Origin of the sequence: Nonomuraea sp. NPDC049400 (assembly GCF_044466425.1) — a bacterium.
Classification (GTDB): Bacteria; Actinomycetota; Actinomycetes; order Streptosporangiales; family Streptosporangiaceae; genus Nonomuraea.
In genome coordinates, this window is record NZ_JBITMP010000004.1 from 198,458 (window position 1) to 211,289 (window position 12,832).

The following is a 12,832-nucleotide window of genomic DNA, read 5'->3' on the forward strand; positions in this document are numbered from 1 at the left end:
CTCGCCGCCTAGATCCGCTCACTGATGCGCACTCCAGTACTCATCAGCAGCCTTCTGGATGGTGTCCAGTACCTCCTTGTAGCTGCCCGGCTCGGTCACGAACTTGCCGAACCCGTCCAGCGCGGCCGTCAGGATCGGCGGCGGCGTGGCCTCGAAGTACCGGTTGACCAGGCGGTACTGCCCGCTGCCCGCGTCCTTCGTGACGGTGCCGAGTGCCTTGTCCGCGATGCTCACCTTGGGGTTGGCGCTCACGTCGCCCCTGCTGGTCGCCCACTTCTCCTGCGCCTGCGGCGTGGTCCACCACTTGAGGTACTTCTGGTTGGCGGCGGGATCGGCGCCCTTGGCCAGCGAGCAGAGCGGGCCGCTCTCGAAGATCATCGAGGTCTTCGGCAGCGAGGGGTTGACGTTGGGGATGACGAAGAAGTCGTAGTCCTCGCCGGGCTTGAGGCTGCGCTGGGTCATGCTGGTGTTGAACCAGGTGCCGAAGGAGACCATCGCGGCCTTGCCGTTCTTCATCACGTCGCCAGGGTCCGTTTTGTCGCCCGGATTGATGAAATATCCGGCGTCAATGAGCGACTTCCACTTCTCCATCACCTGGACCACGCCCGGGTCGGTGTACTTCGCCTTGCCGGTGGACAGGCGGTCGTACAGGTCGGGGTCGGTGCCGGCCATGAGCTGCTCGAACCAGACGAAGGAGAACAGCACGCTGGTGTGGTAGAAGGCCTTGACGCCGTTCTTCTTCAGCGTGTCGGCCACCTTGATCAGGTCGTCCCACGTCTTCGGCGCCTCGAGGCCGTACTTGTCGAAGATCTTCTTGTTGTAGAACATGCCCCAGTACGCGACGTTCATCGGCACGCAGTACTGCTTGCCGCCGATCGTGTAGTACGGCAGCAGGTCCTTCGACAGGTCGCCGGCTTGGATCGCCTGCTGCCAGACGTCCGTGGTTTCGGCCACCTGCTTCTGCTTGACGATCTCCTCCAGCATCCCCCCGGTCTGCCAGGTGAACAGGTCAGGCTTGACGTTCGTGCGGAACGACGCCTTGATGAACGCCTGGTACTGGGCCGAGTCCGTGTATCCCGTCGGCTTCATGCCCAGGCCGATGCTCTGCTTGGACAGGGCGCCCATCTCGTCGAAGTACTTCGTCCAGGCGCCCTTGTCGTTGTACAGGGTCAGCTCGGTCTTCTTCTGCGTCTGCGCGCCGTTTCCACCGCAGGCGGTCAGGACGAGCGCCGCCACGCCGAGCGTGACCACACGTGACCGGAACATGGACCGGCCTCCTTGTTTTTCATCAGGGGGATTGCAACCTGTGCTCTACTACGGTCTTCACGTCCACCAGGTGGGCCCGCATACGCTCCTCGGCCTGCGCCGCGTCGCGTGCTTCGATGGCCTCCAGGATCGCCAGGTGCTCCTCATAGTCGCGGCGCCGGTCGTCGAAGATCTGCAGGATCTCCCGCTGCTCGGGTCCGTGGACGGTGAGCAGCGAGTCGACGACCTCGTGCAGCACGCTGTTGCCCGCCAGCCGGGCAGTCGCCCGGTGGAAGGACATGTTGGCGTCGTGCAGCAGGGCGTCGTCACCGCGCAGGTGCCTGCCCGCCTGGTCGAGCACCCGCTTGAGTGCCGCCAGCTCCTCGGGATCCGCGTGCTCGGCAGCCATCGCGGCCAGCGGCGGCTCGATCACGATGCGCGCCTCGAGCAGCTCCAGGAGCTGGTTGGCGTGCAGCTCGCGCACGTTGGGATTGGGCAGGACCACCCGCTCGATGTCGGCCCCGACGTAGATGCCTGAGCCGTGCCGCATCTCGATGGCCCCGGTGGCCTCGAGTCTGCGTAGCGCCTCGCGTAGCGTCGGGGTGGTGACGGCGAAGCGCTGGGAGAGCTCCCTGGTCGAGGGCAGCCTGTCGCCTGGCCGGTGCCCGCCCGTACGGATGAGCTCCAGCATGCGCTCGGTCAGAGCGTCGGACAGCGTCGGCCGCGTTACCTCGGACATATCAAGTGATCTAATCACTTTCTGGTCTTGGCGTCTATGATTTCGCCATGAAGCGTGCGGTGGCGCGGATCGCGACCGTCCTGGCGGTCCTGGCGGTCTTGACGGCGGTCGGGGTGGGCGGCGCGGGTTGGTACTACTCCGGCATGGTCATCGACCCCTCGCACGGGGGATCGTACCCCCTGGAGGTGCTGGCCTTCGACGGCTCGAAGGTCACCCTGAAGGGCGGCTCCGACACCGCGGCGCCCGGCACGTACGGGCTGACCTGGCGTGACGGCAACGCCACGCTGGGGCCGGTGGTCTCCGCCTCCGGCGCCACGGTCGTCAGGCAGGTGACCCGCGTGCGGCGGGGCACGCTCACGCCTGGGGTCCGCGCGTACTTCGACCGGTGGATCTGGGGCCACGAGGACCCGCGCTCGGCGCTCGGCCTGCCGTACGAGACGGTGTCGATCCGCGGCGAGTTAGGCGACTTCCCCGCGTGGCGCCTGCCGGGCGCCGCGAAGACCTGGGTGATCGCCGTGCACGGCCGCAACGCCAACCCCTCCGAGGCCCTGCGCTTCCTGCCGGTCTTCCACTCGCTGGGGATGCCGGTGCTCGCGATCAGTTACCGCAACGACGAGGGGGCGCCGGCCAGCGACGACGGCAAGTTCCACCTCGGCGCCACCGAGTGGCGGGAGGTGGCCGCCGCCATCTCCTACGCCCGCGGCCAGGGGGCGACCGGGGTGGTGCTGTACGGGTTCTCGATGGGCGGGGGCATCGTGCCGATGGCGGCCCGCGAGTTACCCGGCGAGCCGATCAAGGGCCTGATCCTGGACAGCCCGGTCATGGACTGGAACGCGCCCATCGACCTCGGGGCGCGGCAGCAGGGAGTGCCGCTCTGGCTGGCCACGGTGGGCAAGTTCACGGTGGAGCGGCGTACCGGGATCTCGCTCGACGACCTCGACCACGTGCGGCACGCGAAGGAGTTCAAGCAGCCGATCCTGCTGTTCGTGGACGACGACGACGCCAGCGTGCCCATCGAGCCCTCGCTGCGGTTCGCGCAGCTCAGACCGGACCTGGTGACGCTCGTACGCACTCGCGGCGGCGGCCACGTGGGCTCGTGGAACGTCGACCAGGCACGCTACGAGCAGGCGCTGCGGGCCTTCCTCACCGCTTCAGCAGGTTCTTCATGATCGCGATCTGCCCCTCGCGCGAGTCCCGCACCTGACCGGCCCACTTCTGAACGGCCGGGTTCGCCCCGCCCGCCACCTCGGCGGCGGCCATCCGCACGGCGTCGCCCTGGTGTGCGACGAGCAGCTTGAGCAGGTCGTACTCGAAGTCCTTCGACTTCTTCAGCGCCTGCACGCGCTTGACGTCGGTCTCCGGCATCCCGCCGTGGTGCTCGTGCGCGCCGGTAGGGGGCGCGAGCGGCTGCTCCCAGGAGTGCAGCCAGCGCAGCATCATCTCCACCTCGTCCTGCTGCGTGCTCGCGATGGCCGCGGTCAGCGTCCTGAGCTCCGGCGTGGCGGCACGGGCGGCGCCCAGCTTGGCGATCTCGATGCCCTGGCGGTGATGCGGGACCATCATCTGCACGAACATCACGTCCTCGGCGTTGACCGGGACGTCCTGGGACTTGGCGGGGGCGCAGGCGGCGATCAGCAGGAGGGCCGCCTGCGCCGCGGCCAAGGCGGGCCATACGCGCACCGGCCTCACCTCTTACTTATAAGAAACCTTCCTAAGAGTTCTACCGACTTCCTGGCGAAGACAAACGTCAGTCGTCGGTGGCATGCCGGCCATTGGTCTCTCCCCCAGGCCGGCGGCGCAAGGTGAGCGACTGGAACCGGAACTCGTCCGAACCCACAGCATGGAAGTCAACAATCTGGAAGTTCCTGCGTGCGTACTCCTGGAGTTCCTCATCGCTCCGGAAGGAGAAGAACCGAGGAGGCTGGTGGTCGTCTCCCTCGAACGGGCCTTCGCCAGTCAGATTGCCACCGCCATACACGCCGAGGAAGAACAGGCCGCCAGGGCGCAACAGCCGGCGGATCTCATCCAGCACCGCAGGGAGATCACTGTTGGGCACGTGCAGGAGGCAGTTGAGGGCATAGACCGCGTCGAACGAGCCGGGTGCGAAGTCAAGACTCAGGAAGTCCATGACACGGGCGTCAAGGCCCTTCTCCCGGCACAGTGCGACCATGGCGGGAGACAGGTCGGCGGCCACCACTTCCATGCCGTTCTCCTGGAAGTACGCGCTGTCCTGGCCGGTGCCGGCACCGATCTCCAGCAGGCGCTTGCACTCATGGCGCTGTAGACGGCTCAGGAATCCTTCCCGCTCTGCCAGCTTCCACGCAGTCTTGCCGCTCCCGTCACGCCGCTCAGCACTGCCGTCGTAGGCCGCTCGCAGCGACCCGATCACGTCGTTGTAGCGAACATTCATCGCGCCCATGATGGACCACGAGAGATCTCCCGCGCAGGTCGATAGGGGGAGCGACAGGCACACAGAAGCCCCCTGAGTGATCTCAGGGGGCTTCTTAACTGGAGCCGCCTTGGGGATTCGAACCCCAGACCCCTTCATTACGAGAACAGGGCAGACACCTTGTCGATCAGCTCCAGCTCTGCCTGAGTGGCCAGCTTAGACGGTCCCCGTGCGGTTGAATGAGTCGACGTTGCTGTACTGGTTGCTGTACAGCACGGCTCATCCCTCGGCGTTGTCAGCAGGCGGGCTGGGCTGCTGGACGTAGGTGCCCTTGCCATGGACGCTGCGGATCAGGCCGCGTTCACGTAGCTCTTTCAGCGCACGACGGATCGTCATCCTCGCGACGCCGTACAGCTCCGCAAGATCCAGTTCCGCGGGGAGCCGCTGCCCAGGCTTGAGCTCTCCACGCTCGATCCTGGCCGCGATGTGGTTGGCCACGACCATATAGACGAGTTCGGGCCCCTCACTGTCGATCTTCGGGTAGTCGCTCTCCTCGGCCACGCTGCACAACATAGATGCCCTCTGACCTGCAAAAACACCTAGATACGTCTGCAGAGGTATAGAGAGGTCTATATTCGAAGCATGGACCCCGAGCTTCTCCCCCTGGCTTGTGACCTGGTCGCTCCGCTCGAATGGGAGTGTCCGGGGCTGTCACCACATCCAGCTCGCGCTCGCCGCGGCCACAAGGCCCTCACCTGGACCTCGCTCGCGCCTGAGCGATACCGCGTCCATGAGTACACCTGCGCGTGCACGGCGGTGTACTACGAACTGATCGAGCACGCCGGGCTCTACCTGATCCACAAGGTCGTGCAGCTCGACACACCAGAGCACACCTTCGCCGGCCCATGGCGCCGCGCGGAGTCGCGTCGCTGGTGGCAGCGCATACTACTCGGCACCGTCCGGTGAGGGCTGTCGCCGCGGACAGTACCCCAGGAGACCGATGGCAAGGATCGACGGAGTCGGTCCGCGGCAGCCGATCGCCCCAGCCCGAAACGCGGGAACCGAAGTCGGCGATCGTCACGGTCTCTGCACACTTCGATGCGAACCCTGATGGGGCGTGCCATGTCTGCTCGCCGAATGCCATCCGGTGCCGTCAAGTGCCGAGAGGATGCATCCGTTGATCTCGACTGCGCTCCCGTGTCAGCGAGTCCGCTGACTTTTCGCTGACTCCCTCGACCTTCCGACGTGCTGGCGAGCCCTCCTCGCACCTTCGCCAACCGCACACGGGCGCAATGCCTGGATACTGACGGCTATGGTCATCGTCGAAGTCGTCCTGGAGACCTACGACGCGGTGGACTTCACGGCCTGGCCGATCGCGGAGCCGTCGAGCGACCGCCTTCTCGCCCTCTCCGGCCGGATGTCTCCCGCCGACGTCGGGACGGCCATGGCAGTCATCTTCAGCTACAACGGCATCCCCGTCACCCACGCCGCCGACCTGACCGAGGCTCATCTGGAACAGCATCTCGCCGAAGCTGAAGGGCTGATCGCTCCGGGCGGGCTGCGCTTCCGCGACACCACCACCAACGTCAACGTCTCGCCCGGTTGCTGCTTCGGCTTGGAGAACTGGCGGGACTGGTGGAACGTGGCTCGCGGGCAAGGAGCTTGGCTCGGCCACGACCCCACGCCACACATCACACATGTGGGTCACATCATCCAGCTCCGGCAGCACGATGAGGACTCTCCGTCCATCGAGATCTCTCGCGACGCGCTCTCCATCCTGCTCACCACAGCCCAACAGCACTTCTCCGGTTTCCTCGACGTCGCCGGACGATGGGCGGCGATCACTACCCCGGGGCTGGCCGACCGGCTCATCTCAGCCCTCGACCAATACTTCGTGATCAGTGAAGCCTCTTCATCCTCAGGCGGCTTACGACGCGGTGATTCTGAGGGCCTACAAACCAGGCGGGATGTTGTGCCACCATGATCGCGTCCTTCCCAACGAAGGAGGTTGCTTGGTCGTTTTCGCCTGTGCGCGGTGCGGCGCCGTGATAACCGCGAGGGTGACGCGGGTGGCGCTTCCCGACCACTCTGGTCAGAAGTACGGCCATGGTCTGCTCCCTGGTCTTCTGGAGCCAGGAACGTACGTGGTGGACCCTGGAGACGGCCGGTCTTGGGAACCATTGAAGCCCGAGCCGGAAGAGCATGGCGTGCGGCTGCAGACGTACTCCATCTCGGGCCCACCGAACAGGATCGGGATCGCGCCCGGCGACGTCCGCGGAACCGTCTTCATCCCGGAGCGGTTAGGCGGCTGCTGTTGTGGCTGGGACGGCCAGTACGGTCCCAACCTGGCGTGCGCGAGGTGCGACTGTCCGGTGGCGACTCGCGTCGACGACTGTGGTTTTTGGCAGGTGGTGTGGCTGGTGCCGGAGGCCGTGCGCTCTGTCGCCGTCGATGGCCCCGTCCAGCGGGTTATTGACTGGGCGGAGTTGCCGAGCACGCCGCCCGTTGATCCGCGTGGTTTCTGGAGCCCGCCGTGGGAGGCCGCGGTCGCGGTGGCACTGGCGCACCTGCTGGCAGTATCGGGTGGTAAGCGGGTGTCCGTCCCTGACGGGCCTGTCGCAGAGGCGTTTCGCCGGGCGATCGACAGTCTGCTCCCCCCGGGGCCACCGGAACGCCACCTCGTCCTGGCCGGACCCGGCCTATCCGCCGCGATCACGGACATCGCCCTGGTGCCGCGGCATCCGCAGACTGGGGAGGTATGGGCTTGCGACGCGAGGGCGGTGGTGCCGCTGGCCGCGGACGTGTGGACGTACATAGCGTTCAACGATGATCGGCGGCTCCTGCCGGCGGCGTATGGGATGCCTGCGGTCGTTCGCCGTGATGATCCGCTCCCGCTGCTGCCGCACAGTCTTTTCCGTCCCGATGGGCGAGTGTTCCTCAGCACGCTAGAGCGGCTGGCGGCCGTTCGGCAGCCGTGGTTGCGCCGCATCCATGACCGGGTGAAAGAGCGCCCCTACATGGACCCGTTCTCGTAGACGCGTGAGCAGGGCGATGGCCTCGCGGATGTAGCGCCCAGGCGGTGGCCACTCTGACGCCGAAGCCGGGCCGCAACTTCGGCGAGCGTTTCGTCCTTACGCAGGTGGACGAACCAGGGGAGTGCCTGCTGGCCTGGGTTGAGACGCCACCATGGTGAACGGATCCTCTTGCGGTGCTGGGCGGATCAGGTCAGACAGGTAGGACAGCGTCCGAGACGACAATGACAACGCAGCACGAAGAACAGCAGCTCGAAGCCTCCAGTGGACAGGTTGATCTTGATCGACATCCCTTCTACCAGAGGCTTCTCTACTTGTCGATCAACCTGCCGCCGTCAGCAAGTCCCGGCCTGCCGTTTCAGGGATACAACCGTGCTCGTACTCCGCGATCGTCACTCAGTTCGTCACTCACCGCCACCGACACAAGCTGGAGCTACCTCCTCCCACATCGATTGTGTGTTCGATATCATAGGCCATGGTCATCTAGGTTCCACTTTTGCGACCTCAAATGAGGTAGAGTTCTTGGAACCATCATGACCTTGGAGGGGCTTCATGGAAGAGGTCTGCCATGTCGGCGCCCAGGCCATCTCGCGCCTGACGCAGCTGGGTCTGTCGACCGAGGTGATTCATCAGGCCCTCGAAACCGCTGCCGCCGATGCGCGCACCTGCACGGCGCTGGACGCTCCGGGTGCCCCGGCTTCCCTCTTCTGGAGCCGGAGCAACCGCTACCTGCGTGAACAGCTCATCCCGGAAGACTGGAAGTTCAGCAACCGCCTTACCATTCTGCGTACGATCCACCCGTCTGGCACCTTCGCCATCACCGCCATGAGCGCTTCGAAGGGGGTGGGTGACCCGGACGCTTCCGTCCGCGCGAAGAACCCCAAGGGTGCCGCCATCGCAGAGCTTGTCGAGCTGAACCAGCAGCTCGGACTGTTCTCCCTCGAAGACCTCGGCATCACGATCTCCGAGGAGACGGAGAGGAACGTCGATGACCTCCCCACCTGGTTCATCCTCTACCGGATGGACGAGACGGGGATCGCGGTCGAAGTCTCCCTGCCGGTGAAGATGCACGGGAAGTACGTCGACACGTGGGCCGAACGGATCATGGTGGACACCATCCCGTTCGGCGACGGAGGCGCGGAGTTCAACATCAACACCGACGACAACGACGACCAGGGCCCGGAGTTCGACGTCACCTACAAGGGCATCTAGATCGCTCGTCGGGTGACGCCCTACGGCCGCACCTTGGTCCACTAGGGATGGTTCTAAGTGTTCACTGCCTCACGCCTTGTCCTCGCGCGAAAGCGCCGCCGGATGACCCTGGCAAAACTTTCCAAGGCTTCGAACGTATCGGTTCGAAGCCTGACCGCGTTTGAGAACGGGCATAAGGCACCTAGCGGAGAGACGCTGGAGGCTCTAGCTGATGCTCTAGAGCTTCCCGTCTCCTTCTTTGAGGGCGTGGATCTTAATGAGATCCCGGTAGGCGAAGCCAGTTTTCGCGCGCTCACGAAGATGAGCGCCCTAGACAGAGACGCGGCGCTCAGCGCCGGCACGTTCGCGATCGCTCTCGGTGAGTGGATAGGCGCCCGCTTCGACCTACCTCTACCCGATATACCAACCTTTCCCCATCTAGAACCAGAAGAGGCAGCTGAACTACTGCGAGCCAGGTGGGGACTTGGCGAAGCCCCCGCACCAAATATGATCCACCTTCTTGAGGCACACGGTGTTCGAGTCTTCTCTCTTGCTGCCGACTGCGCATCTGTTGATGCCTTCTCTCTGCGGCACGGCGGGAAGCAACCCTTCGTGTTCTTGAACACACATAAGAGTGGTGAACGCGGTCGATTTGACGCCGCACACGAGCTAGGCCATCTAGTTCTGCATGTTGAACACCGAATACCGCACGGCCCAGAGGCTGAAAGGGAAGCTCAGCAATTCGCTTCAGCGTTTCTCATGCCCAGGGCGGGTCTGCTCGCTCAAGGTCTACGCAACCCCTCCATTCCACAGATCTTGAAAGCGAAGCAGAAGTGGAAAGTGGCCGCCATGGCGTTGACCTACAGGCTGCACGATCTCAACCTCATGTCCGATTGGGTGTACAGGACCACAGCCAAACGGCTCTCACAAATGGGGTATCGCAGCTCCGAACCGGGCGGAATTCCAAGAGAGACCTCTCAGCTTCTCACCAAGGTCCTCGCTGTTCTACGCGATAACGGAATCAGTGCTGCCCAGCTTGCCAGGAATGTTGATCTAAGCCTAGATGAGCTAAACAGGCACATCTTTGGTCTCGCCCCAATCGCACTTAAGGGTGGGCGAGAAGCAATTTCCCATGCTCGGCCTGAGTTGCGTTTGATCCATGACACCGACAACCAGCTAGACCGCGACAGCGGCGCCCTCTGATCACCTCGCACGCCGTCGACCTCATCGTGTAGCGGCAGCGGGCCGGGGACGGAGTGTCAAGCTCGGCTTCGCGTACGTTCGCCGGTCGCCGTTCCTCGATCACGCGTTGTCCTGCGGTCAGAGCCGGGCTTGATACGGACGAGCCGGCCTGCCGGGCTTGCCTGAGTCGATGGTGTGCGAGGTGATCAGCCCCCAGCCACCCATCAACGTCCAGGGCCGTGTGGCGATCACCTCGGTACCGGAGCGCTCCCGCCGGAGGCGTGCTTAACCTGGCTGTTTCCTCTGGGCCCAACAACGCCACACAGGCTAAAGTCGTCGATGATTTCGATGTATAAGGTGAATCGCTCCCACTGCTGGTTGGAGTAGTCCCGATGAGAACTGGCCTCATCTCCGTGGCTCTGGCATTCGCGCTCGTCACTTCACTTGCCACCGGGTGCCGTTCCGAGTTCTTTCCCAGCGAATCACGTGCTGCTCCCGAACTCGTCGCTGACCTGCGGGGTACGGGAAGGGTGCTGGCGGCAACCACGACCGAGTGGTATTGGGACGGCCACACTGAGATCACAGACATCCTCGTGCTGGACGTCGGTGGGTCAAGCTTTCGTGATGGCCTTGATAAGGCGCTGGGCATCCTTCGAGCGCGCGGGTGGGAGGCCGAGGACCCACCGCACCTCTGGCGTACACGCTTGGAGTCGGACAAGTGGGATGGTGCATGGATCGCGGTTGAGCCGCTGATGAACTATGAAGTGGCGACTTCAGAGGGGTTCGATGAACAACTCGATACGTCCAACGCGACTCTTTTCAAGCGCCTGATTAAGCGGAATACCTCCGGACATTTGGTAGTCGTGGAAGCGCATCCTGATCCAGACAACTGACCGCGCCCAGGGTGTCGCAGTTCGCGTCCTGGCACCTCAGAGCAACTTTGTTTGGTCTTTCACAGCCGTTCGATAGTGCGGCGGGGTGGCCGGGCGGGACCGGCCCGGAGAGGCCGCACGCCCGCCCGGACCGCCCGGCCGCCCGCCGCCCATCGGGCGGCGGCTTGAACCCGTATAGAAGGTTGTAACCACTTCGGATCTTGTGGCCGCTGCCCGACCGCTCGACGTGCGCTAACGGACCCCTAGGGGCACTGCCGTTCGGGTGTTCCAGCGGTAGACCCACTCGGGATCCAAGACCCGGTTCTGCACAATCAACGCCGCCTGATCTACGTTGACGCTCACCGCGTCGGCTTCGACCGCGTTCAAGGCGTCTATATAGGGCCTGGCCGGTCCTGACCTATTGAAGTAGGTCAGGCTCACGTGCGGGCGAAATCCCTTGGCCTGCTCAGCTGCTGTGGGTGCCTTTCCAGCGACTTCGGCTATCCCGTTCCTGATCTCGCTCCAGATCTGGTGCAGCGGATCTGCTGGGATTGGAGCCATCACTACGGCTTCGCCGATGACGGCAGGCTGGTGGAAGGCCAGCTCGACAGGGGCGAGTTGCCCCAGGCGCGCGGCTACCGCCTTGGTGACCTGATCAAGCTGTTCCTCAGTCACCTCGTCGACCCACCCCACGGACTGCACGGTGAGGTGCAGCCACCGGGCCGGTATGAGGTTGTGCCCATCAATCGCGGCGAGAGCGGCTTGGTAGCGCTCCGCGAGCTGATGCAACTGCGGCGCGTTCTCAAAGGTCAGGTGCCAGGTGTAGACCAGGCGGCCCGGCCGCCAGCCTTCTCGTGGCCACCAATGCGACCGAACCTCGTCAACGTTCTCGATGGTCATCGGCGTGCCTCAGATCTGGGAAGGAGTGTCAGGGACGTTCGGCTCTTGGTCGATCAGGTACTCATCGATGATGGTTACCCGGTCTGCCGGCCAGATCGACTCCGACACTTCCAGCACTGTGTCATCTTCGGCTCGGGCGGTGTGGATGACGTGCATGACCTGGCCGCCCTGCGGCAGGCCCAGCGTGACGGCCTCCTCCGGTGTGGCGCTGCGGGCGATCCATTGGTCACGGGCGTGGTGGTAGCGCTTGCCGCTCAGGTCCTCGATGCACAGGAAGAGCGCGTTGGGGACGACGTCGCGCTTTTCCAGGAAGGTTCCACGGGCGATGTCGGTCGGGATGTAGCTGGCGCCGATCTCTTCGGGCGCGTTGCTTTCCTTGTCGTAGAGCACTCGGCGACGGGTGATGACCTCGGTGCCCTCGTCGATGCCCATGGCCTCGGCGATGCGTGCTGGCACCTGTTCCGGCCCGGCGAAGACGATGTCGTGACGCAGGTGCGCTGTCAGGAGCTTCTGGTCGCTGCGGGCTCGGCCGTAGCGGTGGCGGGAGCGTCGTTCGAGCCGGTGGTCTTGTCGTACGAAGGTGCCGATGCCGTGCTTGGACTCGGCGATGCCTTGGGCTCGTAGGACGCCGATGGCCTGTCGGATGGTCGGCAGGCTGACTCGAAACCGTTCGGCTAGGGCCGTTTCCGCGGGGAGTCGTTCTCCGGGTTGGTAGCGGCCCTCGTTGATGTCTCGCCGCAGTTCCTCCGCGATGCGCTGGTATTTGGGGGCGAATCCGCCCAAACCTGTTGTCACTGTTTCCGCCTCGTGGTGATCGGACAGTAAAAACTGCCCTCACACGCACTCTACTCCTCATTAGGAGTTGACGACAGGAGGTCCGCGTGGTCATCATCGGTCCTACAGTCCTCATTAGGAGTTGAGGACCTAAGGTCTGGGAGGACCACCATGCGTAACATCCCCGTCGACATCACCAGCCTGGCGTTCACGGTCGCGGGCGAGCCCGAGCCCAAGATCGTGGACCGCGCCACCGGCGAGGTGAAGCGAGACGCGGAAGGACGGGAGCTCTACACCATCCCGCTCCTGCCCAAGCCGAACGACGACCGACGTAACCCGGTGATCGTGGTGACGTTCCCGAGCGAGACGTTCCCGCAGATCCCCGAGGGCGTGCAGGTCCGGCCGGTCGGCCTGGCAGCGTTCTTCTGGTCGATGAACGGCCGCTCCGGACTCGGTTTTCGCGCCGAGACCATCACGCTGGCCACCCCAAAGGCGGCCTAGCCGCGTA

Annotated in this window: 15 protein-coding genes; 8 read left to right on the forward strand and 7 right to left on the reverse strand. The window is 64.4% G+C overall.

Annotated elements, in window-relative coordinates; all coding sequences use genetic code 11:
* Nucleotides 1-18: 18 nt before the first annotated feature.
* Nucleotides 19-1,266, reverse strand: a complete 1,248-nt coding sequence (locus ACIBVN_RS06905; protein ID WP_397133500.1) for an ABC transporter substrate-binding protein — start codon at nt 1,264-1,266, stop codon at nt 19-21.
* Between the two features lie 22 nt (nt 1,267-1,288).
* A complete protein-coding gene (locus tag ACIBVN_RS06910) occupies nt 1,289-1,984 on the reverse strand; it encodes a FadR/GntR family transcriptional regulator (protein WP_397133502.1) in 696 nt (231 codons plus the stop codon).
* Between the two features lie 47 nt (nt 1,985-2,031).
* On the opposite strand from ACIBVN_RS06910, the gene ACIBVN_RS06915 reads away from it, so the two are divergent.
* The gene (locus ACIBVN_RS06915) at nt 2,032-3,153 is read left to right on the forward strand and encodes an alpha/beta hydrolase (RefSeq protein ID WP_397133504.1); all 1,122 of its coding nucleotides are present in this window, start codon (nt 2,032-2,034) and stop codon (nt 3,151-3,153) included.
* Here the strand turns inward: ACIBVN_RS06915 and ACIBVN_RS06920 are convergent.
* The 3 genes from ACIBVN_RS06920 to ACIBVN_RS06930 form a co-directional block, all read right to left on the reverse strand.
* A complete protein-coding gene (locus ACIBVN_RS06920; protein ID WP_397133506.1) occupies nt 3,128-3,664 on the reverse strand; it encodes a DUF305 domain-containing protein in 537 nt (178 codons plus the stop codon). The genes ACIBVN_RS06915 and ACIBVN_RS06920 overlap by 26 nt on opposite strands.
* Nucleotides 3,665-3,731: 67 nt before the next feature.
* Nucleotides 3,732-4,394, reverse strand: coding sequence for a class I SAM-dependent methyltransferase (locus tag ACIBVN_RS06925; RefSeq protein WP_397133508.1), 663 nt, complete (start codon nt 4,392-4,394; stop codon nt 3,732-3,734).
* Nucleotides 4,395-4,652: 258 nt separating this feature from the next.
* A complete protein-coding gene (locus ACIBVN_RS06930; protein WP_397133510.1) occupies nt 4,653-4,934 on the reverse strand; it encodes a GntR family transcriptional regulator in 282 nt (93 codons plus the stop codon).
* A gap of 81 nt (nt 4,935-5,015) precedes the next feature.
* On the opposite strand from ACIBVN_RS06930, the gene ACIBVN_RS06935 reads away from it, so the two are divergent.
* The 6 genes from ACIBVN_RS06935 (at nt 5,016) to ACIBVN_RS06960 (ending at nt 10,671) form a co-directional block, all read left to right on the forward strand.
* Nucleotides 5,016-5,339 (forward strand): hypothetical protein, encoded by a 324-nt coding sequence (locus ACIBVN_RS06935; protein WP_397133512.1) that lies wholly within the window; start codon nt 5,016-5,018, stop codon nt 5,337-5,339.
* 346 nt (nt 5,340-5,685) lie between these two features.
* Entirely contained in the window at nt 5,686-6,357 is a 672-nt protein-coding gene (locus tag ACIBVN_RS06940) for a hypothetical protein (protein WP_397133514.1), read from the forward strand.
* Nucleotides 6,358-6,745: 388 nt separating this feature from the next.
* Nucleotides 6,746-7,408, forward strand: a complete 663-nt coding sequence (locus ACIBVN_RS06945; RefSeq protein ID WP_397133516.1) for a hypothetical protein — start codon at nt 6,746-6,748, stop codon at nt 7,406-7,408.
* A 549-nt stretch (nt 7,409-7,957) separates the two neighbouring features.
* Nucleotides 7,958-8,617 (forward strand): hypothetical protein, encoded by a 660-nt coding sequence (locus tag ACIBVN_RS06950; RefSeq protein WP_397133518.1) that lies wholly within the window; start codon nt 7,958-7,960, stop codon nt 8,615-8,617.
* Between the two features lie 57 nt (nt 8,618-8,674).
* Entirely contained in the window at nt 8,675-9,799 is a 1,125-nt protein-coding gene (locus ACIBVN_RS06955) for a helix-turn-helix domain-containing protein (RefSeq protein WP_397133520.1), read from the forward strand.
* 392 nt (nt 9,800-10,191) lie between these two features.
* Nucleotides 10,192-10,671 (forward strand): hypothetical protein, encoded by a 480-nt coding sequence (locus tag ACIBVN_RS06960; protein WP_397133522.1) that lies wholly within the window; start codon nt 10,192-10,194, stop codon nt 10,669-10,671.
* Nucleotides 10,672-10,902: 231 nt separating this feature from the next.
* Here the strand turns inward: ACIBVN_RS06960 and ACIBVN_RS06965 are convergent, their stop codons facing one another.
* Both ACIBVN_RS06965 and ACIBVN_RS06970 read right to left on the reverse strand, forming a co-directional pair.
* Nucleotides 10,903-11,550: a 2'-5' RNA ligase family protein gene (locus tag ACIBVN_RS06965; RefSeq protein ID WP_397133524.1), complete on the reverse strand. Its 648-nt coding sequence runs from the start codon at nt 11,548-11,550 to the stop codon at nt 10,903-10,905.
* Between the two features lie 9 nt (nt 11,551-11,559).
* Entirely contained in the window at nt 11,560-12,345 is a 786-nt protein-coding gene (locus tag ACIBVN_RS06970) for a GntR family transcriptional regulator (protein ID WP_397133526.1), read from the reverse strand.
* A gap of 150 nt (nt 12,346-12,495) precedes the next feature.
* On the opposite strand from ACIBVN_RS06970, the gene ACIBVN_RS06975 reads away from it, so the two are divergent.
* Nucleotides 12,496-12,825, forward strand: a complete 330-nt coding sequence (locus ACIBVN_RS06975; protein ID WP_363962106.1) for a hypothetical protein — start codon at nt 12,496-12,498, stop codon at nt 12,823-12,825.
* The last annotated feature ends 7 nt before the right edge of the window (nt 12,826-12,832 follow it).

What these genes read in the sequence shown, in the direction of transcription:
- ACIBVN_RS06905 (WP_397133500.1), bottom strand. Translation starts at nt 1,266, where the DNA reads ATGTTCCGGTCACGTGTGGTCACGCTCGGCGTGGCGGCGCTCGTCCTG.
- ACIBVN_RS06910 (WP_397133502.1), bottom strand. Translation starts at nt 1,984, where the DNA reads ATGTCCGAGGTAACGCGGCCGACGCTGTCCGACGCTCTGACCGAGCGC.
- ACIBVN_RS06915 (WP_397133504.1), top strand. Translation starts at nt 2,032, where the DNA reads ATGAAGCGTGCGGTGGCGCGGATCGCGACCGTCCTGGCGGTCCTGGCG.
- ACIBVN_RS06925 (WP_397133508.1), bottom strand. Translation starts at nt 4,394, where the DNA reads ATGAATGTTCGCTACAACGACGTGATCGGGTCGCTGCGAGCGGCCTAC.
- ACIBVN_RS06935 (WP_397133512.1), top strand. Translation starts at nt 5,016, where the DNA reads ATGGACCCCGAGCTTCTCCCCCTGGCTTGTGACCTGGTCGCTCCGCTC.
- ACIBVN_RS06940 (WP_397133514.1), top strand. Translation starts at nt 5,686, where the DNA reads ATGGTCATCGTCGAAGTCGTCCTGGAGACCTACGACGCGGTGGACTTC.
- ACIBVN_RS06950 (WP_397133518.1), top strand. Translation starts at nt 7,958, where the DNA reads ATGGAAGAGGTCTGCCATGTCGGCGCCCAGGCCATCTCGCGCCTGACG.
- ACIBVN_RS06965 (WP_397133524.1), bottom strand. Translation starts at nt 11,550, where the DNA reads ATGACCATCGAGAACGTTGACGAGGTTCGGTCGCATTGGTGGCCACGA.
- ACIBVN_RS06975 (WP_363962106.1), top strand. Translation starts at nt 12,496, where the DNA reads ATGCGTAACATCCCCGTCGACATCACCAGCCTGGCGTTCACGGTCGCG.